Source organism: Paenibacillus lutimineralis (genome assembly GCF_003991425.1).
In the GTDB taxonomy this organism is placed as follows: Bacteria; Bacillota; Bacilli; order Paenibacillales; family Paenibacillaceae; genus Fontibacillus; species Fontibacillus lutimineralis.
In genome coordinates this window covers 6,015,709-6,039,880 of record NZ_CP034346.1, presented here as the reverse complement: position 1 = coordinate 6,039,880, position 24,172 = coordinate 6,015,709, and the positions used below count along the sequence as shown (strand labels likewise).

General features: G+C 47.9%; 21 protein-coding genes. 7 read left to right on the top strand and 14 right to left on the bottom strand.

Annotated elements, in window-relative coordinates:
• Positions 1-95: 95 nt before the first annotated feature.
• The 5 genes from EI981_RS26920 to EI981_RS26900 all read right to left on the bottom strand — a co-directional run bounded on the left by EI981_RS26920 (position 96) and on the right by EI981_RS26900 (position 6,809).
• On the bottom strand, positions 96-971 hold the full coding sequence (locus EI981_RS26920) for a carbohydrate ABC transporter permease (RefSeq protein ID WP_127003499.1): 876 nt from the start codon (positions 969-971) through the stop codon (positions 96-98).
• Positions 972-988: 17 nt separating this feature from the next.
• Positions 989-1,864 carry a carbohydrate ABC transporter permease gene (locus tag EI981_RS26915; RefSeq protein WP_127003497.1) on the bottom strand — a complete coding sequence of 292 codons (876 nt, stop codon included), beginning with the start codon at positions 1,862-1,864 and terminating at the stop codon, positions 989-991.
• A gap of 93 nt (positions 1,865-1,957) precedes the next feature.
• Positions 1,958-3,277 carry an extracellular solute-binding protein gene (locus EI981_RS26910; RefSeq protein ID WP_127005049.1) on the bottom strand — a complete coding sequence of 440 codons (1,320 nt, stop codon included), beginning with the start codon at positions 3,275-3,277 and terminating at the stop codon, positions 1,958-1,960.
• A gap of 206 nt (positions 3,278-3,483) precedes the next feature.
• A complete protein-coding gene (locus EI981_RS26905; RefSeq protein WP_227011604.1) occupies positions 3,484-5,046 on the bottom strand; it encodes a helix-turn-helix domain-containing protein in 1,563 nt (520 codons plus the stop codon).
• Positions 5,043-6,809, bottom strand: coding sequence for a cache domain-containing sensor histidine kinase (locus EI981_RS26900; protein WP_127003495.1), 1,767 nt, complete (start codon positions 6,807-6,809; stop codon positions 5,043-5,045). Before EI981_RS26900 ends, EI981_RS26905 begins: the two co-directional genes overlap by 4 nt.
• A 179-nt stretch (positions 6,810-6,988) precedes the next feature.
• Here EI981_RS26900 and EI981_RS26895 point away from each other — a divergent pair, with 179 nt between their 5' ends.
• A complete protein-coding gene (locus EI981_RS26895) occupies positions 6,989-8,953 on the top strand; it encodes a copper amine oxidase N-terminal domain-containing protein (RefSeq protein WP_127003493.1) in 1,965 nt (654 codons plus the stop codon).
• A gap of 74 nt (positions 8,954-9,027) precedes the next feature.
• Here EI981_RS26895 and EI981_RS26890 read toward each other — a convergent pair whose 3' ends face one another.
• The 9 genes from EI981_RS26890 to EI981_RS26850 form a co-directional block, all read right to left on the bottom strand.
• Entirely contained in the window at positions 9,028-9,375 is a 348-nt protein-coding gene (locus tag EI981_RS26890; protein ID WP_127003491.1) for an EamA family transporter, read from the bottom strand.
• The gene (locus tag EI981_RS26885; RefSeq protein ID WP_127003489.1) at positions 9,359-9,706 is read right to left on the bottom strand and encodes a DUF2304 domain-containing protein; all 348 of its coding nucleotides are present in this window, start codon (positions 9,704-9,706) and stop codon (positions 9,359-9,361) included. Before EI981_RS26885 ends, EI981_RS26890 begins: the two co-directional genes overlap by 17 nt.
• Positions 9,707-10,411 carry a glycosyltransferase family 2 protein gene (locus EI981_RS26880; protein WP_127003487.1) on the bottom strand — a complete coding sequence of 235 codons (705 nt, stop codon included), beginning with the start codon at positions 10,409-10,411 and terminating at the stop codon, positions 9,707-9,709.
• 7 nt (positions 10,412-10,418) lie between these two features.
• Positions 10,419-11,714, bottom strand: a complete 1,296-nt coding sequence (locus EI981_RS26875) for an ArnT family glycosyltransferase (protein WP_227011603.1) — start codon at positions 11,712-11,714, stop codon at positions 10,419-10,421.
• Between the two features lie 237 nt (positions 11,715-11,951).
• Entirely contained in the window at positions 11,952-13,295 is a 1,344-nt protein-coding gene (locus tag EI981_RS26870; protein ID WP_127003485.1) for an Nramp family divalent metal transporter, read from the bottom strand.
• Between the two features lie 187 nt (positions 13,296-13,482).
• Positions 13,483-14,433 carry a DUF4097 family beta strand repeat-containing protein gene (locus EI981_RS26865; protein WP_127003483.1) on the bottom strand — a complete coding sequence of 317 codons (951 nt, stop codon included), beginning with the start codon at positions 14,431-14,433 and terminating at the stop codon, positions 13,483-13,485.
• The gene (locus EI981_RS26860; protein WP_127003481.1) at positions 14,430-15,032 is read right to left on the bottom strand and encodes an HAAS signaling domain-containing protein; all 603 of its coding nucleotides are present in this window, start codon (positions 15,030-15,032) and stop codon (positions 14,430-14,432) included. The genes EI981_RS26865 and EI981_RS26860 overlap by 4 nt, the downstream gene beginning before the upstream one ends.
• Positions 15,029-15,355, bottom strand: a complete 327-nt coding sequence (locus tag EI981_RS26855) for a PadR family transcriptional regulator (protein WP_127003479.1) — start codon at positions 15,353-15,355, stop codon at positions 15,029-15,031. Before EI981_RS26855 ends, EI981_RS26860 begins: the two co-directional genes overlap by 4 nt.
• Positions 15,356-15,540: 185 nt before the next feature.
• Positions 15,541-17,103, bottom strand: a complete 1,563-nt coding sequence (locus EI981_RS26850) for an FAD-dependent oxidoreductase (RefSeq protein WP_127003477.1) — start codon at positions 17,101-17,103, stop codon at positions 15,541-15,543.
• 219 nt (positions 17,104-17,322) lie between these two features.
• On the opposite strand from EI981_RS26850, the gene EI981_RS26845 reads away from it, so the two are divergent.
• The 6 genes from EI981_RS26845 to EI981_RS26820 all read left to right on the top strand — a co-directional run bounded on the left by EI981_RS26845 (position 17,323) and on the right by EI981_RS26820 (position 24,142).
• Complete coding sequence (locus EI981_RS26845) at positions 17,323-17,712, top strand: Fur family transcriptional regulator (protein WP_127003475.1); 390 nt, start codon at positions 17,323-17,325, stop codon at positions 17,710-17,712.
• Positions 17,694-18,512 (top strand): winged helix-turn-helix transcriptional regulator, encoded by an 819-nt coding sequence (locus EI981_RS26840; protein WP_227011602.1) that lies wholly within the window; start codon positions 17,694-17,696, stop codon positions 18,510-18,512. Before EI981_RS26845 ends, EI981_RS26840 begins: the two co-directional genes overlap by 19 nt.
• 213 nt (positions 18,513-18,725) lie before the next feature.
• Entirely contained in the window at positions 18,726-19,976 is a 1,251-nt protein-coding gene (locus EI981_RS26835; protein WP_127003473.1) for a methyl-accepting chemotaxis protein, read from the top strand.
• A gap of 156 nt (positions 19,977-20,132) precedes the next feature.
• The gene (locus tag EI981_RS26830) at positions 20,133-21,638 is read left to right on the top strand and encodes a spore germination protein (RefSeq protein ID WP_127003471.1); all 1,506 of its coding nucleotides are present in this window, start codon (positions 20,133-20,135) and stop codon (positions 21,636-21,638) included.
• Positions 21,625-22,824 (top strand): Ger(x)C family spore germination protein, encoded by a 1,200-nt coding sequence (locus tag EI981_RS26825; RefSeq protein ID WP_127003469.1) that lies wholly within the window; start codon positions 21,625-21,627, stop codon positions 22,822-22,824. Before EI981_RS26830 ends, EI981_RS26825 begins: the two co-directional genes overlap by 14 nt.
• Positions 22,825-23,065: 241 nt before the next feature.
• On the top strand, positions 23,066-24,142 hold the full coding sequence (locus EI981_RS26820) for a GerAB/ArcD/ProY family transporter (RefSeq protein WP_162616284.1): 1,077 nt from the start codon (positions 23,066-23,068) through the stop codon (positions 24,140-24,142).
• Positions 24,143-24,172 lie beyond the last annotated feature (30 nt).

Genomic DNA, 24,172 nt, shown 5'->3' with positions numbered 1-24,172 from the left:
GGTAGTTCAAACATATACTATGGCGAGCGAAAATAGGGCAGCCCGCAGGTCGATAATGATGACCTGCGGGCTGCTTTGTCCTGTATTCTTATAGATTAGCCTTTGACAGCACCGGCGACCATTCCCTTCATGACCTGTTCCTGGAACAGCAGGTACACGACAATCGTCGGGATGACGGCCAGCGATAGTGCGGCGAAGGTGAGACGGTAGTCTGTCATATACCCGGTGGCGAACATGGACAGACTAAGCGGCAGGGTCTGCAATGCTGGCTTGCTGATGAAGACGAGCGCGAAGGCGAAGTCATTCCAGAAGCGCAGGAAGGCGAGAATGCCAACCGTTGCCAGTGCCGGTGCGGAGAGCGGCAGCATGACGCGGAAGAAGAAGCCCCAGTAGCCGGTTCCATCAATTAATGCGGCTTCCTCCATTTCCTTCGGGATCGAAGACATATATGCGATCGTAACGAAGATAGCTAGAGACAGCTCAAAGGCGGTATATGGGAAAATAAGCGCTCCGTAAGTGTCGAGCAGATGTATTTTCTTCATCATAATGAATAAAGGGACCAGCGTACTATGGATTGGAATCAGCATGCCCAGTAGGAAGAGCCCCATAGCAGCTACCTTGCCACGGAATTTGAAGCGTGACAACACGAAGGCGGCCATTGCGCCAAATACCAAAGTAAGTATCAAGGCGACGATCGTAACAATGAAGGAGTTCTTGAAGGAGACTCCCATTCTGGCCACGTTCCAGGCATCGGCGAAGTTCTCCAAATGCCATTCCTTTGGCAGACCAAACGGAAATTCATAAAATTCCGGGTTTGACTTGAATGCGCTAAGAAACAGCCAAACCAGTGGATAGAGTGTTACAAAGCCGTAGATCGATAACAGGACATTGAGAATTCCGCGCGACAGTTTGATCTTAGGAGCAGGCCGGTGCTCCGGCAATGCATTTTTTAGTTCAACCGGGGTTTGCATAATCGGCTCAGGCCTCCTTATCGAGTATTTCTTCTCATGAGAAGTTGGCTGCCGGCGATTAAGACCATACTAATGATAATTATCGAAGTCGAGATTGCACTGCCGTAGCCGAAGCGGTAGATACTGAATGTATTGTTGTACATATAAGAGGCGAGCAATTCCGTTGAATGAGCCGGTCCGCCGCCCGTCATGACATAGATTAGATCGAATGTCTTCAGACTGCCGGATATACACAGCACAATAGTTACTTTAATCGTATCCCAGATCATCGGAATCCGGATGGAGAACAGCATCCGCATCGGTTTCGCCCCGTCAATGGCAGATGCGTCTTCGATCTCCGACGGAATATTCTGCAGGGCAGCGATATACATGATCATGTAGGGACCAATGAAATTCCAAATGATCGGAATCGCTAACATGTACATCGATATGCTCGGATTAGACAACCAGGCCTGCTTCCATGTGCCAAGTCCGATCCAGTCCAGCAGGGAGTTAAGAATCCCGATCTGAGGATGATAAATGTATCCCCAAATGATACCGATAACGACGGAAGACAGCACCATAGGCAGGAATACGACCGAACGGATAATTCGTTGATATAATGTGCTCTGCCGTAGCACTAACGCCAGGGCTAGAGCGATAGGGACCTGTCCGAATACAGACGCGGCCACCACGATGAGATTGTTACGCAGAGATTTAGCGAAGACAGGGTCCTGGATAATCTCTGCATAATTGCCGAAGCCGATGAACTTCATCGCGCCGATGCCTTTCCAATCATAGAATCCGTACCAAGCGGACCATATAATCGGAACGATCACGAAGAAACAAAATATGAGCAATGCCGGCAAGAGGCCGACAATGATGACTCCCCGGATACGGGCCTTTGCTGTCATAATCATCCTCCTAAACAATTTCGGAAAGCGCCAAGGTTATGCGCTTTCCGAATCGAGCTAAGGAACTTGATAGGTGATTAGTAGTCGTCCTATTTATTGCAAGGATGTTGCCTGCGCATCTTGAATCTTCTGCGCGATCTTCTGCGGATCTCCACCCATTAACAGTTCCTGCAGGCCGTTGTTTACAGCGTCTGAACCGGCGGAAGTCATAACGCCGTCGTACACCGGAGTCCGTTCGACACTGTTAACCAGCTTATAAACCTCGCTGAATATCGGTGATACCTTGCTTTCATCCAGTTCAGCCTTATAGCTGACTAGGTTACTGCTGTCGAGCGTCATCTTTTGTACCTCTGGTCCAGACAAGGCATAGATCAGATCATATGCGGCTTGCAGTCGGTTGTCCTCAACCTTGCTGCTTAGTCCAAAGGCTGATCCTAGCGCGCCGGAGAGGGAGTTCGGGTTGCCTTTGCCGCCAGGGATCGAAGGCAGAACCGTAGCACCCATATCCTTCAACTGCTCAGGCGTCGCGTTGGCGGCCAAGTTGGAGAGTGCCCATCCGCCGTTGATCATCATGGCAGCTTGCCCTTGAGCGAACATGACTTCCATTTGTGTGTTGTCGATGCTGTTGAAGCCTTCCTGGAAGGCGCCAGCTTTCCAGAGATCCTGCAGATAAGTTAGCGCTTCCACGAATTCCGGATCTGTAAACTTAGCCCCGTCTTGCGCGGCTGCCTTCTGGAACCATTCCGTTCCGGTTACACGGTCAGCTAGCGAGCTGATGATACTGGATTGTGCGAGCCAAGCGGCCTTATTACCGAGAGCGATCGGTGTCATTCCACCTTCTTTGATTACCTTGACCGCATTCAACAATTCATCCCAGGTTTTTGGAACTTCAAGATTGTACTGATTAAGAATTGCTTTGTTATAGAAAAGAATCGATGTAGGCGTCAGCCCGAGCGTAGCGCTATAGATATTGCCGTCGATGGTGAAGGAATCGAAGGAACCTGGCAAATATCCGTCTCTCCATTCCGGTTTGCTATCCAGCAGGGCGTTGATTGGCTGAATCAGGCCGCCATCATGGAATTCCTTTGTCATCGCTCCTGGCCACATCATGAACACATCCGGCATCTCATTGGCTGCTGCAACAGTCTTCAGACGTGTCTTATATCCGTCCGGCGGGATGGCCTGAATATCGAGCTCGATATTTGGATGATCCTTCTGGAATTTATCGATTTGATCCCGCATCATCGTGGCGCGAAGGTCATTCCCGGTGAAGTTATGCCATAAGGACAGCTTCACTTTCTCTTCGTTCTTCTTGGTGGAATTTCCGTTGCTGGACGCCGGGGTTTTCCCCGAATTGGCGGTTTGATTATTCCCGCTAGAGCAACCGATCAATGAAACCGTAAATACGAACATCAATGTAAGTAACAATAATTTCTTCACGACTTCCCCTCCTTTATATATTAGGTTCAGTATAAGAGCAGGCGCTGCCGGGCAGAAGGGGACAATATCCAGCACAAGGGGGGATAAAATTCGGATATTCAAAGGGAGTTCAAAAATTTCATTATTAATCACGAAGCAAATCAGGAAGCGACCCCGGCATCGACTCTTGAATCCAACTTTCAGATTTTGCTGCGGAATTCAGAGGGCGTCTTGCCTGTATGCTTCTTGAACAGTTGACCGAAGTATTTAATATCTTCATATCCTACCCGCTTGGCGATATCGCTAATTTTGGCGGGGGATTGGGTAAGCAGTTCCTCAGCTCTTCGCATTCTCTCCCGTGTTACGAACTCCAAATAGTTCATTCCCATCTCCCGCTTAAACACTTCACTAAAATGGTGGGGATGCAGGTGCACGGCACCAGCCACCTGCTGCAGCGAAATATTGCAATCGAGGTGCTCTTGAATGTAAGCAACGGATTGCTGTATGTAAGAGGATGGGCCAGCTGCGGCGGACTTGTGGTAAGCGTCGCGAATCGCGATCAAATGCTGGAACAGGGTCTCGGCTGGATCGGCGACCAGACGGAATGATTTTGGCAGTTCCTTCGCGGATAGAAGCGAGGGGAGATCGCTTTTACCGATTGCCCGCATCACTCGTTCAAGCCAACGATGGCCGGATACGACAATCGAGATAAGAAATGCGCGCAGTGAATCGGGTGTTAGCTCCGGGTTATGAAGCTGCTTACTAACAGTATCCGTTACCCACGCCTTCAGTTCGACCGAACCATCGCTTTGCAGCAGACGGGCCAACTCGGCTTCCTCTTCCAGCGAGCATACGGTTCGTCCTCCGCTACGGTCTTGCACCTGCTCATATGTAATAAGGTCATGCATATCGATCAATCCCTGGAAGGAAGAAGCATAGATCGCTTGATTGTAGGACTTATGCAAGTCTCTGACATGGCTGACTTCCATACCGATGGCGGCGGACATTTCGCATTTTAGAATCTGGCGGATTTGCGAAGCCGCTTGCTTGAGCAGGGTCCGACCTTCCGCAGCGGTTGTACTCCTCAGCACCAAAGCAATGTCATCACTCCGCAGTAGGGTCTCGCAATCCAATAAATTGTTCAGACAGTTATCTACAGCAAAGAGTAGACGGCTTCGAATTTGCGCTTGAGGTCCCCAGCCATTCGTGGTCACAATGACGACCTGCAGCGAACCGGCTGTTGGAGGACTGAGCTGAATATGCGGCAGGTGCTGAGCGCATTCGTCGATCAGGGAATCCTCACCGACTTGATCTGTCAGCAGACGCTCCAGTAGGCGATTGCGGTAGGTCAGGCGGTGAGTATAGTCCTGCCGGGCATTCTCGCGACGCTGCAATATATGCTGCTTCGCCTTCATCACCGTCCGAATGATCTCCTCCGGTCGGCTCGTCTTCAGCAGATAATCACTCACGCCGAAGCGGATAGCCTGCTGTGCATACTTGAAATCATCGTAGCCGGTCAGGATGATCGTCTCGATCTGCGGGTTGATCATTTGCGCTTCTCGGGCGAGATCAAGTCCGCTCTTGCCAGCCATACGGATGTCTGTCAGAATCACATGCGGCTTCTCCTCTACGATCCGATCCAGGGCTTCCTCGGCAGATGCGGCCGGGGTCAGTAAAGTGAACCCAAGCCCCTGCCAGTCAATCACGGTGCTTAATCCATTCCGAATGATAACTTCATCGTCTACGATTAATAATCGAATCATTTCCTTGCCTCCTTGACCGGTATCATAAATGTCGCTTTGGTGCCTTGACCCGGTACGCTGTCTATTGTTAAGCGGGAATCCATACCATAATGAAGCACGAGCCTGCGTTGGACATTCCTCAGCCCGTAGCTGCCGGACGTATCATCCCGGTATAGTGCAGAATCAAGCTGCTCTCGCAGCGCTCTTAGCGTCTCCTTCTCCATGCCAATGCCCGTATCCTCAACTGTGAATTTCATATAACCGTCGATATGATCGGCGATAACATGGATCGTGCCTGGCTGCTGTTGCTTCTGGATGCCATGGATCAGTGCATTCTCGATTAGAGGCTGCAGCAGAAGCTTCAGCATCCTCTGCTGATCCAGGGCAGGGTGAATGATGAAGTGAATCTCGAATTGGTCGGGGAAGCGGATCGATTGGATCTGTGCATAGTGCCGGGCATGGGCAATCTCTTGTGAGACGGCACAGAATTCCTCCCCGCTGTTCAGACTGAATCTGAGAAAATCGCTCAGCGACCCAACCATTTCTGCAATCCGTTCATCTTTGTTCATTAAGGCCATCCAGTGGACCGAAGACAATGTGTTGTATAAGAAGTGGGGATTGATCTGGGCCTGCAAAGCCCTCATATCGGCCTCCTTCTTCCGGGCTTCATTCTCTCTCACCTGTTCGGTCAAGTGGGCAATTCGGTTGCTGAATTTATTATAGGTATGCATCAGCTGGCCGATCTCATCCGTCGTTGTTACTGGGAATCTAGGCATCTCTCCGTCCGGGTTGGCGCTCTTAAGCACGGCGGATAAGCGAGAGAGAGGTCTTGTTACACGATGTACAAGATAGAGCACAAGTCCGACCAGCAGGATGATTGAGATCGTCAGCGCGATCGCTGTTAGCGAGAGTACGAAGCGGTTCTGCGCCTTATACTCGCTGTAAGGAATGACGCCCATCAAGGTCCAATTAACACCTGGGATCTGGTCAAATAGAATCGTCTTCTTGTCCTCGCCTTTACCGTAACCGCTTACAACGCTGCCATCACGTGAGATCGTTAAACCAGGAAACAGATCAGTCGCTTTGTGCCTCAGCCACTTTGGTTCACCCCCCGAGATGATGACGCCGTCAGAGTCGAGCAGCAGGACGTACCCGTTACTGACAAGTCCCGATGTCTTCAGATAGGTGGAGATAACCTCTTCATTCAGGCTGATTGTCAGAGTCCCAAGCGTTCTGAAGTTGTTGATATTCCGGACTGGCCGCACCAGTGAAATGACTCGTTCCGGACCATTTATCGTCTCATTCTCATATAGAGATGTCCAATACTTAGGATGATCCGCATAGTAGTTGGGATCTGTCTTTAACGGATCCGGGGCACCGGAACGGGTTACAGTATAGTTGAAGAAGGTGGACAGGGTGGGCCTTGCACCATTCGGTTGGATCGTAATGTCGGATATATATTTTTTGGAGAAGGCCAGGTTGGTGAGGAAGCCAATCATCTTCAAATATTCGTTAGCATCATTGTCGTTCCGGGTGAGATATTTCTGCGTATCGCTGTGTCCGATCAGGAATACCGACATATTCTCTGCATCCAGGACGATGAATTCCAGATTGGTACGGATCTGCCGCAACGTGTTCATACCGGACTGCTTAGCCTTCTCCTCAGTGACCGATGAGGCCAATTGATAAGAGACGACTCCTAATAGCAGCAGCGGAATCAGTAGCGAGCAGACGAGCATAAATGACAGTTTGTGCTTGAGTGAGCTAGCTAGCCAGCGCTTCATTGTGACCCCTCTTTTTGTCTTAAAATTACATCTATTATATCTGAATTCATCGAGATGAGAAGGGGGAAATGAACGATCGACATTTTAGGTATTTGTTGAATATAGGAAGGATTGGGGCTTTCTACCCTCGAAGTAAAGGAAGTGGGCTATATCGATCTTAGAAAGAAGGAGCAAAGGCAATGAGAAAAACGTTGAGTTGGATTGTCTCAATCAGCTTGATTCTTGGAATCGGACAAGGAACTTGGGGAAATGGGACGGCAAGCGCTAACGGAGAAATGAAAATTAAAGACATCATCCGAGAAAATACGATACTGATGGACAACGGCACAATTTGGTCTACGATCGATGGTGAACGGTTGATTCGGACGCAGGGTCATGTAGATGCGTTTACTTCCAGCAATGTCTATTCCGGTTTAGGCGTAACATCAGACGGGAAGCTTGTGGAATGGGATATCGGAACCGCTCCGCATGCGGTAGAGGGTCAATCGGGAGTGAAGCAGGCTGCGGGTCCTTATTGGCTGAAAAGCGACGGAACGGTCTGGGATAGTGCAGGAAAAGTCAAAAATCTCGAAAACATCGCGCTTATTGGTTATGGCAGCAAGCAGATGGCGGCCCTAAGTAAAAATGGGGAATTGCTTTTTGAAGATCCGTATAAACTAGGGGTCTTTAAGAAACTGGCAACCCTTCCCGATGCTTCTTCCGTAACAGCAATGGCTGTATATGATAGCCGCGTTGCCTTGTTGTACGGCAGCGGAAAGGTTGTCTTATATCAAACCTACGAATTCGATGATAGAGGCAACTTTATTCCTTATACCGTCACTGAGGATGCGTTGAATATCGAATTTGCCGCAAAGACAGCAGAACATCCTACAGATGCGCTGTTAGTAACTCGCAAGGATGGAACGGTATGGATGACGGGGAATTACAAAGACAGGGTCAAACTCACTAACCAAGTATCTGGGTTAAGCAAAGTCGTTAAGACAAGAGTACTTACTGATTTGGACAATTTTTACGCTCAATTGAGTGACGGCAGTTGGCTATTGTATGCCAGGGGAGAGGTCAAGCCAGTTGAGGTGCCCCGGGTGAGTAAATTAACTGTGTCCACATCCGAGTTAAATCCTTTTGTGGGTGATACTGTTAATGTGAATATTCAAGAAGCCTACACGAACGGAGCAAACATTAAAGTTGTCACCGCCGCCGCTAACATAACGGTTGATAAACCTCATTTGCTCCGTATCGAATCGGATGGCAGTCTTAAGGCGCTAGGCGTAGGCGTATCAAAGGTGACGATCTCCTCGAGTGGTATCTCAGAAACGGTTACGATTTCCGCCAGTTTGCGCAGCAATCTGAAATATGCCAAGATGATCGGCGGCGTAGTCTACGTGCCCGCTAAATCAGTGTTTCAAGCTTTGGGCGGCACGACCTCTGCCCTGAATGGAGGACTCGACGTCAAACTTGGCGATACATCGTTATTTTTTAAGGTAAAGGATAAGAATGCCAAACTTAATGGAGAAAATATTGCTTTAAAAACAGCGCCTGTTACGGAAAAGGGCGAAATGCTGATTCCAGCTTCGCTGTTTACAGATAGGCTTGGCGCGACCGTGAAGTGGGATAGTAAATGGAGACAGGCGAACATTTCTTTTGGCGACGCCGAAATGACCATCGTATCGCAGGAAACCGCATCTCTGGTCAAAAAAGCCATGCAAGGCAGTTTGGTTAAATATATCGGAAAAAGCTACTGGGTCAATGATTTTCTGGGATGGGAACGCTTCTCGAAAGTTACGGTCACGGATATTTTGCCTGACGACTCCGGCGGCTTTGTGGTTGTCTTCAAATCTGCTTCAGGTAAAACGCTGAAAAGCGACGTGTTGTCCTCCGCCAGTGTCTCACAGCTGTTTAGTGACGGGTACAGCTTCTTGAATTATGATCCATATAAGAAATATAAATGGTCGGCTTCGGTCTGGAATAAAATCAAGGCAGGGAAAATTGACTATGGGATGACAAAGGAGCAAGTATTGTTTTCTTGGGGGGAGCCTGCCGGAAAAAGCACAGTAATGGAAAGCGGCAAGACGATAGAAACATGGGTTTACACCAACTTCGATACAGTGGCCTTCATCAATGGGAAGGTATCGGTCATCATTTAAGGTTATGAAAAGAAACGGACTAAAATCCCTGGGGATCAATGAAATCACCCAGGGATTTTTTTGAAGAAATAGATTTAAGATTTCGCTAGTAAATAGACGCCAATTAGAATGACTGCAACGCCAGCCAGCTTCAGCGGTGAGATCGTCTCCTTGAAAATATAATAAGCCGGGATCATAGCGAGAACGTAAGCGAAAGCCTGCATCGGATAGGCAACACTTAAGGGAAGTCGGGTCAGCACGGCGAACCAGAGCAAGGTGGCGATGCCGTACAGGGCAACGCCTCCGACGATGGCCGGGGAAGTGATGAGCTTGCCCCAATGGAGTCCACCGGAGCGGCCGAGTCCGATCTTGAACAGAACTTGACCGGTGACAAGCAGTACAATATTGCCCAGCAGAAGAAGATAACTAATCATTTTGTCCATGGAAATCCTCCCGTTCCTTCAGAATCGTCACTTCTTGGGTCAACCGCAATACCTGCGAGGTGAGTCTCGTAATGACGATAGTAAGGTGAAGTATAATAGCGAAGCAGAATAAGAGGCCGAACAGGAACAGAACGGCCGGAGCATATTTCACACCTAGCCATTCTGCGATTCGTTCGACCAGACTGACATTGAAGGAGATGATCAGCAGAATAATGCTGAATAGAATCCAGAGCAGAGAATACTGCTCCTTTAGCTTTTGCCTTCTGACCAGCTCGAGAATGGAGAGAAGGAAGAGGGCTGCAATGCCGACAGATAATACGTAAATAGGCATCTATTTGCTCACCGCCGTTCGGTTAAAACGCAGTGCACTCATTAATACGGCCAGCGTAACCTTAATCATGTAGTATATCGATTTGATCGGTGTAATCGATGATTTGCCAGCCTGGCGTTCTTGCATTTCCGCTCTTACCTCTACGATGTTACAGCCTTTTCGCTTAAGGTAGACAATGGATTCAACCTCTGGATAATCCATCGGATAATAATCAGCGTACAGATCAATCACCTTCCGGCCAGCGGCCCGGAAGCCGCTCGTTGTATCTGTGAAGCGCTGACGGGTAACCAGGGAGACGAGTGCCGAGAAGAACAGGATACCGGTCCGCCGCAGCAAGGGCGAGCGGTAATCCGTAGCCTCTACATATCTGGAGCCGATCACTAGATCGTATGTCTTGGCCTGCTCGATCAGCTTGGGCAGTTCAGCTGCAGGATGCTGTCCATCGGCATCCATCTGGACGGCAATATCGTAGCCCATTCTCTGGGCATATATGTAGCCAGTCTGCATGCCCCCGCCGATTCCGACATTATACGGAAGCGTCAGCACGCGGGCTCCTGCTTCTATCGCAACGATCTCTGTCCGATCGCTTGAGCCGTCGTTAATAACGATAATATCAACAGAAGGAGCATGCTGTTGGATATCCTTGATGACTTTGGCGATGCTACCCTCCTCATTATACGCAGGAATAATTACAAGTGTCTTCATGTTGTAGTCAATCTCCTTTCCTCCAATTCACGCCGGTTACGGTGGATGTAGGAGTAATAGTTCTACCTCTAATAGCCTGATCAATCAGGTAAGCTCCGAATAGAATCAGCAGGGCCATGTTAGGGTAACCGTAGCGATTAAAAGCAATGAACGGAATATAAATTACCGTAAAATAACACAGCGCAAGCAGAAGCGGGAGCAGGCGGCGATAGCGGCGCTTGATCAAGGTAAATACGATGCCGGCCATGTTCAAGAGCATCAGGATGATCTGCAGAACATTCATCACGGGCCGGCTTATAGGCCAGATCGGGCGGGAATAAAAGGGATGGAAATAGAGCTCTATCCATCTTCCCAGCGTGTACCAATAAATATATTTCAGCGGCTCATGCGTGAAGCCATAAGCGATAACGTCCAGGCCTTTGCGAATGGCATTACGGTCTGACCCCTGGAACAAAGTCTCCGGCGAATATTCCGGATGGACTTCGAAGAAGCCTGACGGCGGCAGCTGCCAATAGAACCTCGTACCGAGCAGGAACGGGCTTCCCGCAGAATTCGTGAACAGAATGAATTCGTGGAAGGTCAGCCAGTTGCGGATCCACCAAGGCGTAAGCAATACGATGTAGATCCCGATCATGAGACCTGTGTATTTCAGCATCAGGCGCCAAGGAATTTTATTCTTCCACCAAATAATCAGAAATACGGCCGGATAGAGGGAGGCGTGAGGCTTGAAATAAGCGGCGGCAGCAGTCAGTACCCCGATCAGGACATACCAGCGTGTTCGGTTCTGCTCCATCGCCAGGATGGTAACGCAGATGAGCAGCAGCAGGATAGTGCGGAAGGTTGTCTCCGTCAGAATGACCCCGGAAGAGAAATAATCCGGAAAGTAGAAGGCGCTGATTGTAGCAGCAATCAAGCCGGTACGAACGTTAAATGTCCGCCTGCCAATCCAGAAGATTAAGTATACGGACAGCACCTGCTGTAAGCATTGAAAGATTCGAAAGGCAATGACGCCGCCATGGTCTTGACCGAATACCGCCATCAAGCCGGACAGGATGAGCGGCAGCCCGGGCATAATAAATGCAGAGGGCTTGTCTTTGGTATTATAGGCGAGCACGCCTTCATTTAGTAGTAATCTGGAGGTTTGAATATATTTAACATCATCATTATTAGGATGAACGGGGTCGCCCAGGAAGAAATAATCGTTGTAGATGAGAACAATGGCACATGAGACGATCCCGACGAAGATCAGTAATCGGATCAACAGTTTTTTGGCCAGTGGACTCATTGTTGATGTTGCAGACACGTCACTCACTCCTAAGTACCTTCATATATTTAAGATTGAAAAAGATCGTATTTATTGATTTTATGCCCAAAAAAAGGAATACTCAACCAATCCGACTTTAAGTCCTTTTATACTAACGTATCGCTTAGCGGTAAAGTTACATGCAACAAGTCCTATGACCACGCTGCTTTTGCAAAAAAAAGCCCAGGTGCGAATGCTTATTCACACCTGAGCTTTTTCATTGAAGTTATCTGCTTTTTATTGGAATGTCGTAATGATTAGCCAAATATTCAGTACAGTCAGGGCTACAGCGATCACCCAGGCCAAAATGACAACCCACATCCGGTTCTTGAACTCGCCCATCAACTTCTCATTACTAGTGAAGATTGTCAGCGGAATGATGGAGAACGGAAGGGCGACGCTTAAGAATACTTGTGTATAGATCAGAAGATGTTCAACGACCGATTCGGTGTCTCCAAATACAATGATACATACAATAACAGGAATAATGGCTATAACACGTGTGATCATTCTTCTTGCCCACAATGGCATCCTCATTCTTATGAAGCCTTCCATTACGATCTGCCCGGTTAATGTACCTGTGATCGTCGAGTTCTGCCCGGACGCGAGCAGGGCGACTGCAAATAGAACGCTAAGCAGCGGACTAGCGATGGCACCTACGATGGCGTTATCGCTTAAGGCACGATAGAGCTGTCCTAAGGTATCCAGTTCACCGCTGTATCCGAAGAACAGGGAAGCACCGAGTATGAGCAGCAGGCAGTTGATGACAAAAGCGATCGACAACTGAATATTCGAATCAATTGTTGTGAATTTAACTGCTTCCTTAATAGCAGCACGGTTGTTGCGGTCATATTGTCGCGCTTGAACGATTGAAGAATGCAAGTACAGATTATGGGGCATTACCGTAGCTCCCACAATCCCGAGTGCGAGGAACAAGGCGCCTTTGTCAGTTACGATTTCCGGTTTCGGAACGAAGCCGCCGAACATATGGGCTATATTGGGCTGAGCTATAATGACCTCGTACAGGAAGATCACTAAGATCGTAGCGATTAACGTGGCCACAATGGCCTCAATCTTCCTAAACCCGAAGCGTGCCAGAATCAATAACAGGAAGACGTCGAGTACTGTGATAATAACGCCGAGAAGCAGCGGAATATTAAATAATAAATTGAGTGCAACCGCACTACCGATAACCTCGGCAATATCCGTAGCCATAATAGCTAGCTCGGTTATAATCCATAGGATGAAGCCGAGCTTCTTGCCTGATCTCAGGCGTGTAGCCTGAGCCAGGTCCATACCCGTGACAATCCCCAGTTTGGCGGACATACTTTGCAGCAACATCGCGATCAGATTGGAGATCAGAATAACGGCCAAGAGTAAGTAACCGTATTGGGCACCGCCGGCAATGGAGGTAACCCAGTTACCGGGATCCATGTAACCAACGGCCACCAATGCGCCGGGTCCGGTATAGGCTAGAAGCTTTCTCCAAAAACCTGCATTCTGAGGTATAGGAACCGTATTATTTATTTCAGCTAGGCTTAATCCATTTTGTGTTTTGTGTAGAAACTTCTCTTTTTCCATGCTGGCCCCTCCTTTTCCTATGTACAAAAAAGTTTCCCTCGGTAAACACAAGGTAATTTTACTCCTTTTAACGAGAAAAGCAAGAGGTAATTTATAATAATTTTAATAAGGCATGTCTTCAAAGTTAAGATTCCCATCTGCATAAAAAAAGACTTCAGGAAGAACCTGAAGTCTCTGTTAATTATTATTAGTCTTGGATTCGGATATTGCCCGAAGTTGCTCGAACCTTGATCAAATCTTGGGTTTGTCCGGGAGATTCGGGAGACTTAATGTTGCCTGAGGTCGTACGCAGATCGTATATTCCTTTGAATCCAGGATCAGCGGATAGTCGAACATTGCCGGATTGGAGCGAGATGTCCAAAGAATCCGAACGCTGATTTTTCAGTGTAATATTACCCGAGACGTTATTGAATTTGCCATCTCCTGTGAAGTTATTAAAGTTGATATCGCCGCTCTTTAAAGACACATCAGCTGTGCCTTTCACATTCTCAGCTTTGATATTGCCCGAGGTTGTCTGCAACGTAGCAGCACCATCCAGATTGGTAACTTTGATCGTTCCTGAAGTAAGCTTGATTTCTGTATCCGCCTTAATGTCAGTCGTTGTAATATTACCGGAGGTGGAGTGGATAGTGAAGTGATTTGTGTTGACGGAATTAGCTTTAATATTGCCGGATGTACCGTTGATAGTGACATTTCCCGCATTCAACTCCGAGAAACTTCCGTTGTTGGATCCTAATTTGACAGCAAATTGTTCTAGTCGTGTGGGATTGGCCAGCGCTACTGTAATATGCTGATTATTGGACTGGAAGTTGATTTGCATGAAGCTCCATCTGAATTTTCTCTTCAGATCAAGAGTGAAGTCTTTAGTTGATGTATCGGCGTTTTTGAGCTTATCGATCGTCTCCTCCTCCATATTCCCCCTAACCTCAACGTAATCGGTGCCGTCCGGACTCTTAATAAACGTTACATCCACATCGTAGTCACTGTTAATCGACAAGGAATTCAGCTCGGCAAAAGTCAGCTTCTGATTGTAGGAGGGGAGGTCATCCCCGAATTCGAACCCTTGATATGCCATACCGGCAAAGCCAATAATAATGAGCGCTATCGCTAGAAATGACCAGCGTTTTCCGTTTCTCATCTCTTTTCTCCTCCTTGGATCGCCCTTATATTCCAGGCAAGGTATCTGCTGCTAATTTCCAATAATCCTTTAATGGTATAGCGGGAAATGATGGTGAATAGAATGCCTATACCAATAAGGACAATGACGGCAAACCCTTTGGCTGGAAAGAATACACCATGTAGAAAATAATCAAACAGAAGTGCAATTGGACTAAGGAATCCTGAGAAAGCTATCAGAACGAAGCTAACGCCGAAGCCCCACAGAGAGATCAGGGACGGAATGACGATCAGATTCAAAAAGAAGAGTCCAATGTATACCATAACCGTAGCGAAGGATCCACGGGATTTGATGGCTGCCGGAGGAGAAGCGGGCTGCGGTTGTTGTTGCCCAGGAGGGAACCAATATACCTGCTCTTGGGGAATGCGGCGTTCGCCGATGGCTTCCTTGGCAAGCTCTTCGGGATCGCCAAGCTCTTGGACGATCTCGGTTTCCGTCTTACCATTTTGTAGTCCGAAGGCAAAGTGTGTCTCATAATCATTCATCAGTTCATTGCGTTCCTCCGGTGGCAGAACTGACAAATGAGCATGTAGAATCGTTAGAAATTCGTTCTTGTTCATGACTTACTCCCTTTCTCAATCAAGGATGATACACTGTTGACGAAATGCTTCCACTCGACGATAAGCTCCCTCATATGGAGTTCCCCTTGAGCGGTTAACTTGTAATACTTACGAGGCGGTCCCTCCGTTGATTCCTGTAAATATGTTGTACAATATCCATCGTTCACGAGCCGCCGCAGCAGAGGATACAGTGCCCCTTCCGCGATCTCAATATGCTCCGATACGGATTGAGCCAGCTCGTATCCATATCGGTCACGCTCATGAATAAGTACGAGTATACAGAGCTCAAGGGCGCCCTTTTTGAATTGAACATTGATATCCAAAAATTATCGCCTCATTTGCTATTAGTAGATTGAATATCTTAGTACTGAATAATGATTAGTACACGGTAAATAGTAACATGCAGTACTGATTAATGCAAGATAGTGAAGGCCCATTTTAAAACAATAGCCGTATTCCCCATCTTTACAAGGAATACGGCTAATTCGGCGTACCTATTCGTCATATATTACTTCTCTTCGCCATAATGTGGATTCAACCGGGTCAAATCTTCTGTGGCCGGACCCTCAATAACGCTACCCTGATAATTGAATCTGGATCCATGGCAGGGGCAATCCCAAGACCGCTCGGCTTCATTCCAGTGCAACTCGCAGCCCATATGACTACAAGTGGTGTCCACTAAATGAACGACACCAGTAGAATCCTTATAGGCGCCGGCCCTCTTGCCAAGGTGCTTGACGACGGCCCCTTGATCTGCCCTCAGATCCTCGACCTTCAGATGGACGGCCTCTATTTTGCCGCTGATCAATTCCTTGGCTACCTCTGCGTTTTGAACAGTTAGGTTCTTAAGACTCGGGTCAACCTTGAATCTGGAGGGGGTGAATAACTCTGTATATCGGTTCTCTTTTCCGGTAATCAAATCGGTTATCAGTAACGCCGACACAGCAGAGGTTGTCATTCCCCATTTGGCGAAGCCTGTAGCTACATAGATTCTAGGATGTCTGGAGGTCACGTTGCCGATATAGGGTACCTCATCGATCGTGATCAAGTCCTGGGTTGACCAACGATATGGAATCTGTTCTACCCCAAAGGTATCCCTGGCGAATTGCTCCAGTTTCTCATACCGCTCGATCGTGCAATCATTCTTCCCGGTCCTATGGGATTCACCCCCAACTAGAAGGACTTCGCTTCCGTTCAGCGTAGCAGATCTTACAGAACGCTTCGGTTCGCCGCAATTGATATACATGCCGCCAGGATAGGATTTCTGTGGCTTGATGGCGACAACATAGGAGCGCTCAGCATGGAGCCTAGTGAAGTAGAGACCGCCCCCGTCGAAGAAGGGAAAGTGGGAGGCTGAGATAGCATACTCGCAAGTAACTTTGTGTTTGTTTGCGGTCTTGAGAATAATGTTGCCATCATCCTGTTCTTCGGCATAGTCTTCAAGGGTTGTATTCTCGTAGAAGCGTCCGCCCTTCTCTACAATATAGTTGGTGAGGGAAGACAAAAATAGAAGCGGATGGAACCGGGCTTGATCACGCAAGACGATGGCACCCTTCGATTCAACTTGTAGCGGCAGTTCGTCAACCCATTCGCCCGGCAGATCAAGCTGGCGGTAAGCTTCCCACTCTTGTCTCAACTGACTAAGCTGATCCTCGGAGTCAGCATATAAATAGGCGTCGTCACGTTGGAGTTCGCACTCGATATTATGCTTCTGAATCGTATCGAAGATGAAGCGGATTGCTTCTTCGTTGGCCTCATAATAGAGGCGCGCCGCTTTCTTTCCGAAATGACTTAGCAGGCTGTTGTATATCATGCCGTGCTGCGAAGTGATTTTGGCTGTCGTAAAGCAGGTCGTACTTTGCAGGATTTGGCCAGCATCGATAATTGCGACCTTCAGCCCAGCTTCAAGCAATACATAGGCGGTCATAATCCCGGTGATACCGCCTCCGACAATGGCCACATCACACTGTATGTCTTCATTCAGGGGAGGGAATGAAGGGCGGGGAGAGGTGTGGCTCCACATCGATTCGGGGAACTTGGGCAGTGATCCAGGATGAGGTGTGTTATTCATTAACTTGGTCCTCCTTATTGTTCAGATTTGACAATTTGATTCCTTGTACAATTGTCTCCAATAATTAGAAGATAAAACAGTTTCTTCTGAGGTTCATTGAGATTGTGCAATTGATGTTAGAAATCTAAATCTCATTACAGTGTGATATATGACGATTGACGAACAATAGAATAAGACTTATACTAATTCTAAAATTATAAAATAAGGGATGTCCTATATATGAAATCATTAAATTTAACGACTCAGCGCCAAGCTGTCTACGATGTCGTCCGTAGAGCGAATGACCATCCAACGGCTGCTGAGGTCATGAATCGGCTTGTCGAGCAGGGATACAATTTTGCTTATGGAACGGTATATAATTCACTGCGATATTTGACAGAGAAGGAAATGATCCGTGAATTGAAGCTCGGTGAAGCAGCGAGCCGCTACGATGCCAAGCTGGATGACCATCAGCATATTCTGTGTGAAGTTTGCGGACGTGTAGATGAAGTTATGACATGTGTACCCGATGATTGGAGCAATGCTGTTGCCAAAGAAACCGGATACGATGTTCATCATGCTCATGTCGTATTCGGGGGGGTGTGCCCAGCATGTCGGTCAAAGAAATAAATCCTGCGGAAAGAGCCTTTGGCTCGGCGACGCAGCCATTCAAGACCCCGGGGGAAGAGCAGAAAATGAAGCTGGAAGAGATGGCCGGGGTTCCGGTCTTCTGTCCGGTAACGCAGCGGGTCATTATCGTTAGTCCGAACCCGACGGAGGTTTATGAATTGCTTCGGGATTTATCGGAGGGCTGCTTTGACGTACTGGTGTTCCACCATTTGGAGCAAGGGATACGCAATGCACAAGCCGCCGATTTACTCATCTTCGACTTTACCTTCTACCGTGAGATTGGGGATGCTGCAGCCATTCAAACCTTGATGAAGCAGACGGGGGATGTTCCTTGTCTTCTGCTCGTCAATGAATCCGTCCTTGCCGGGCTGGATCAGGGCCTGATGAACCATGAGCTTCTCGTATGGCCGGCAAGAAAGGGAGAGATCCTCTACCACGCGCAGCGGATTATTCGCAACCAAGGGGAACGCAGTACATCCTTAAGCGTGCTGAATGGCAGCTCCCCAACCGTGTATAAGGATCTGTGGATTGATCGCAAGAAGATGGCTGTATACAAGGATGGAGTACAGATTGAGCTGACCAAGACGGAATATGAACTGTTCATTCAACTCTTAGACCATGAAGGAACCGTGCTATCTCGCGAGGAACTGCTATCAGAAATTTGGGGAACAACCTTCCTGGGCGGCAGCAACATCGTTGATGTTCATATCAAGAGTCTGCGTAAGAAGCTTGGCGACCGGGCAGTGGATTCCCTGTATATTGCCACAGTGAGAGGTGTAGGTTATCGTCTGGCGGATTAATGGCATGCGGGTATGTATGCCTATTAATAATCAATGTTTGGATTAGGCAAGTATCGTCCAATGGGCGGCGATACTTGCCTTTTTTATGCTTGCGGTAGCGATTAGGTGGTTCAATGGATTTAATTGTCGGACTTTTGGACTAGGAGAGGAAATCAATGGATCCATGTCGAACAGATAATAGGGTAAGTACTATTCGGGAAAGGACCATGATCTATGAAGAAACGCATACGCATTACTTTGTTGATCTCGATGATCATTGTTGCTGCTGTGCCAAGTGTATTAAGTATGATATTGAATCATGACGGCATGGTAAGCAGTCTAGTCATCTTGGGGATTTCATTGGTTGTCGCGTTGGTTGCAGCATGGTTTACAATCCATTTCATTGCCTCACCATTGAGCCGTCTGGTGGAGATGACACAAACAGTAAGCTTGGGGGATTTAACAAAGAGAATAGCAAGTACACAGCGGAAGGATGAGATCGGCGAACTGTCCAATCATTTTCAACGATTGGTGGACAATTTGAGCGATACGATTACAAGCGTTCGCGATACGACGGGGAATGTGGCCCGTTCTGCTGAGCAGCTTGCTTCCGGAGCTGAGCAGACGACGAAAGCCATCGAGGATGTAACGGTAGCGATTCAGGAGATGGCGGGTGCCAGCGAACAACAGAAGGATAGTGTTGAGATCGGTATTCATGAGATGGACAATATGTCGAGTCAGATCCTATCGATTACTGAGCATATTCGAGAGGTTACAGAGACGATGGAGAAGACTAACGCAACCGCTGAGGAGGGAAATGCTTCAGTATTAAGCGTTGTCGAGAAGATTGAGCATATACAACATACCGTGGATGACCTGGGCAACGTCATACAGACACTCGGCGCGCTGTCAGAGAATATTGGTGGTATCGTCGAAGCTATTACCGGGATCGCCAAGCAGACAAGCCTACTCGCACTGAACGCCTCGATTGAGGCGGCGAGAGCTGGAGAAGAAGGGCGGGGCTTCGCGGTAGTCGCTTCCGAGGTCCGTAAGCTGGCCGAGGAATCCGAGCATTCGGCACATCAGATTGAAGATTTAATCGGAAATATTCAGAGTGAGGTCCATCTTGCTCAGCAATCAATGGAGAATGCTAAGCTAGGGGTAAATGAAGGCATCGTTGCAGTAGACACTTCTGGCCGTTCCTTCTCGAGGATTCGTAAAGCGGTTCGTGTAGCCGCATCCAAGATGGAAGAGGTATCTGGTGCCGCGCAAGAACTACAGAACGGAGCCCAGAAGGTAACCGAGTCGATCAACGGTATCTCATCGATTTCCGAGAGTAATTTGGATAATGTACGCACCATTTCTGCTGCGGCTGAGGAACAGCTTGCCTCTATTCAGGAGGTCGCCGCGTCCTCTAATGATCTATCGAGAATGGCACTCCAATTAGAGGAATTGGTCAAGAGGTTCAAGGTTCAGAGATTGTAGATATATGAAATTGATATATATATTGCTTTTATTTCACTGCCGCCAGAATGGTTTCTGGCGGTTTTTTACGTTGATTTTCAATAAGTAAATACATATTAATCCCTATTTGGAACATCATACATCTATACAGTTTCCTGAGTAGGAGGGAGTTTCCGGATGAAGGAGAAGCTTAGTCGCAGGCTTGCACAGAATGAGGAGGCTCTAAAAAAAATATTTCAGGACAGCTCTGATCTGGTGTACCGGAGTGTTCAGTTTACCGAATCACGGAAAGGGCTTGTTGTATACATTGAAGGGATTATCGATACGAAAGGGGTCGAGCAGCATATTATATCGCCCCTGATCGAAGGCTTGGTTAAGGCAGAGGGGCCGGTAGAACGGCTTAGCGAGCTGCCCTTCACCCGCATATCTTTAACACAGATGGCTGCTGCATCGGATTGGCCGGGTGTGATTGAAGCGATTCTGACTGCACATGTCGTTATTTTTATGGATGATTCGAATGAGGCGCTGACCTTCGATGTGAAGGGCGGATCCAGGCGTAGCGTGGAGGAGCCGTCTACGGAGACGGTGATTCGCGGGCCGCGCGAGGGCTTCACGGAATCGCTGCGGATTAATACTGCGTTGCTGCGCTTCAAGATTAAGACGGAGAAGATGAGGTTAAAGCCGCTCGTCGTTGGCAAGATCACAAAGACGGATGTGGCTGTTGCATATATCGATGGGTTAGCTAAAAAGGATCTGGTTGATAGCGTGATAGATCGGCTTAATCAGATCGATATGGATGGAATTCTGGAGTCAGGCTATATCGAGGAGTGGATTGAGGATAATCCGTACTCCCCATTTCCGCAAATACAATATTCTGAGCGCCCGGACACGATTGCTGCGCAGCTGCTGGAGGGGAAGGTAGCCATCTTTGTCGATGGTACGCCGTTCGTGCTGGTAGCTCCAGTAACATTGTGGCAGCTGCTTCAGTCCAGCGAAGACTATTATGAACGTTATTTTATCACCAATTTCATCCGCTGGATTCGCCTCTTCTTCCTGCTTCTCGCGTTAATGCTGCCAGGGCTCTATATCGCCGTAACGACATATCATCAGGATATGCTTCCTTCCTCTCTCATTCTAAGCATTGCTACGGCCCGCGAAGCTATTCCGTTCCCGGCCATTATCGAGGCCTTAATTATGGAGATCTCGTTCGAGGCGCTTCAGGAAGCGGGCATCCGGCTGCCGAAGACGATCGGTCAGGCAGTGAGTATCCTTGGTGCTCTCGTTATTGGACAAGCCGCGGTACAGGCGGGTATCGTCTCGGCCCCGATTGTGATCGTGGTGTCCATGACAGGGATCGCCTCATTCACACTGCCGCGCTTCAATCTCGCGACAACGGTGAGGCTGTTGCGCTTCTTAATCATGATTTTAGCTGCGTTATTCGGCCTGTTCGGGATTGTCATAGGTACGGTCTGGATTCTCGTCCACTTGACCCAATTGAAGTCTTTTGGAGTTCCTTATTTGCTGGGAGTATCTCCTTATCGCCCGAGAGACTTCAAGGATATCTTCGTCCGTGTTCCTATGTGGAAGATGTCTGAGCGTCCTTATTCGTCCTCGCCGGACAATATAAGAAGGGCCGGAATTCGTAAGTTGAGGGGGGGCGGCGAAGAGAATGAAGGCTGGTAAGTCCAAGCGTGCATTACTCTGCTGTTGCTTGATCACAATGGGAATGCTGTGCGGATGCTGGGACAGGGTCGAGATCAACGATGTTGCCTTCGTGATCGGTTCCTCCTTCGATAAAATCAATGACAAGTTTGTATCGACTGTACAAATTGCCCTCCCCAGCCAGCTTGGAGGCACAGGGAGTGAAGGAGGCGGTGGAGGAACGTCTGGCAATCAGAACTATCTTCTGATCTCTAAGAAGGCACAGACGATGTATTTGGCTACTAAAGAGATCCAGGATAGCCTGTCGCGGATTTTGAATTTTTCCCACCGCAGACTCATGATTTTTGGGGAAGGGTTTGCCCGTGATGGCATTGGGAATAAAATAGACATTCTTGGCCGATTTCCACAAAATAGGTTGAGCGCGTACGTTGTGCTTACTCGAGGGAGGGCCTATGATATTCTGACCGCAGAGGCCCCTATAGAGCAATTCCCGGCTGAAATGGCGCGGGAAATCGCCAAGAGTTCCATCAGAAATCCTATGAACGTCAAGCGAATGGTCAATAAATTGTTGAGTGATGGCGTGGATCTTTATCTTCCCGTCATGAGTGTTAAGGATAGCAGTAAGGAAGTGCCTAATAAATCCAAGAGCTTGATTTCCATTGATGGACTTGGTGTATTCAAGGATGATCGACTTGTCGGTTTGCTAAATGAAGAAGATGGACTAATGGCTTTATTGGGAATGGGCGAGTCATTAAATCCAAAGATTATCCTTCCTCGCGGAGGCAAGGACAAGCTAATTACCATTAATTTGAGTGAGCCGAAGACATGGTGGACCCCTAGTGTGCAAGATTCGCAATTTGCGATCGCTATCCATTTTCAGGGCAAGGGGTCTATTCTTGAGAATACTTCCAACGAGGACATCGAGAATGAGAACCTCAGCGGACTAGAGGAGCAATGCCGCAATTACATCAATGCGAATTTGAGTCGTGTCGTGGAGAAACTTCAACGTGAGTACCAATCGGATATATTTGGATTCGGACAAGTGATTAAGAGCCGCTATCCACAGGAATGGGAAAAGGTCAAGGACAGATGGCATGAAGTTTATCCGACGGTGGAGGTCTCGATACATTCAACAATTCATCTGGAGAGCACCAACCAGCTAATGAATTCACTCTCTACCAGGGGAGGGCGTCAGAACAATGATTGAATCGCTAAGCCTAATGCTTCTGCTTATTTTATATAGTTTTCGAAGGGATTGGCAGTTAATGCGAGGGGTGTCCAAAGTCAATCGCTGGATCTCCTATTTGGTTATGGGCATCTCGCTGTTGATATTGGGCTATACCAATAAAAGCGGGCCTATCTTTTACCCAACAGTATGGGTTCAAAAAGTTCTTCAGCCACTGATTCCATTTCAATGAATGATCGATCTACGAGCAGGGGGGACAAAGTTGAAGACAATCACAACCAGACAGGTAGCCTTGTTAGCGGTTCTCTATCTTTTCTCGGTTAATTACCTCGATATTGCTGCTAAATTATCGGAGTTTGCCCACCAGCATGGGTACATATCGCATCTGCTGAGTGTATTGGTTACGCTCTTGATGCTGTGGATCGTCTCCCGAATAATTAGACGGTTCTCTGGGAGAAATGTGGTGGCCGCTATGATCGACAGGTATCCTCTTATGGGAAGAAGCATTGCGATTTTGTATATGTTCTTTCTTCTATTGCTATCAGCTGGGGAAATGCGTATTTGTGTGGACTTTACCAATTCTTCGTTATTGAATAGGACGCCTATCGTTGTTATTGGGCTGATTGTTGCAGCTACCGTTGTATTTATCGCTCAGGGAGGGATTAGAACCCTGGTCGGCATTGCCGAGATTTATGTACCGATCTGGTTCATGCTTCTTCTAATGATTGTAGTCACGACATGGCGGGACGTGGAAATTCGCAATCTTCAGCCGTTCTTCCACTTTCATTGGACAGGCATATTCCATGGTTTCTGGATTATTTTCTCCAGTGTCGGGGAGATAATCGTGTTCCCGCTCATCATGTCCGGGAAGCACTATAAGAGCAAAGGCGGCTACAGCGGCCTGCTGATCAGCGGCTTGTATTTGGTTGTGTTTTTGCTCATGGTTCAATTGGTCGTTGGCATCCCTCTTTCTACTAAACTGATGTATCCGACTTATGAGCTTGTCCGTCAAGTACAGGTCACCGATTTCATGGACCGGTTTGATCTACTGTTGGTTGCGCTATGGCTGCCGACTGTATTTGGCAAACTGGGATTTAATATTTATCTGATGGCTAATCTATTGCATATCATTGTTCCTAAAGTGTCGGGGAGATTAATGGTGGCCCCGATGGGAGCGCTTAGCTATGTGTGCGGAATGTGGTTCTTTAAAAATCCGGTGCAACAGGTTAATTTCAATGAACAGTTGATGCTGTTCGCCATCGTATTCGAGATTGGCATTCCGCTGTTGTTGTTCTTTGCCTTATGGCCGCGTAGGAAGCGAAGACTCCATTCCGGATAAAATTAGCCCCTATTGAATATCTAAGGATTT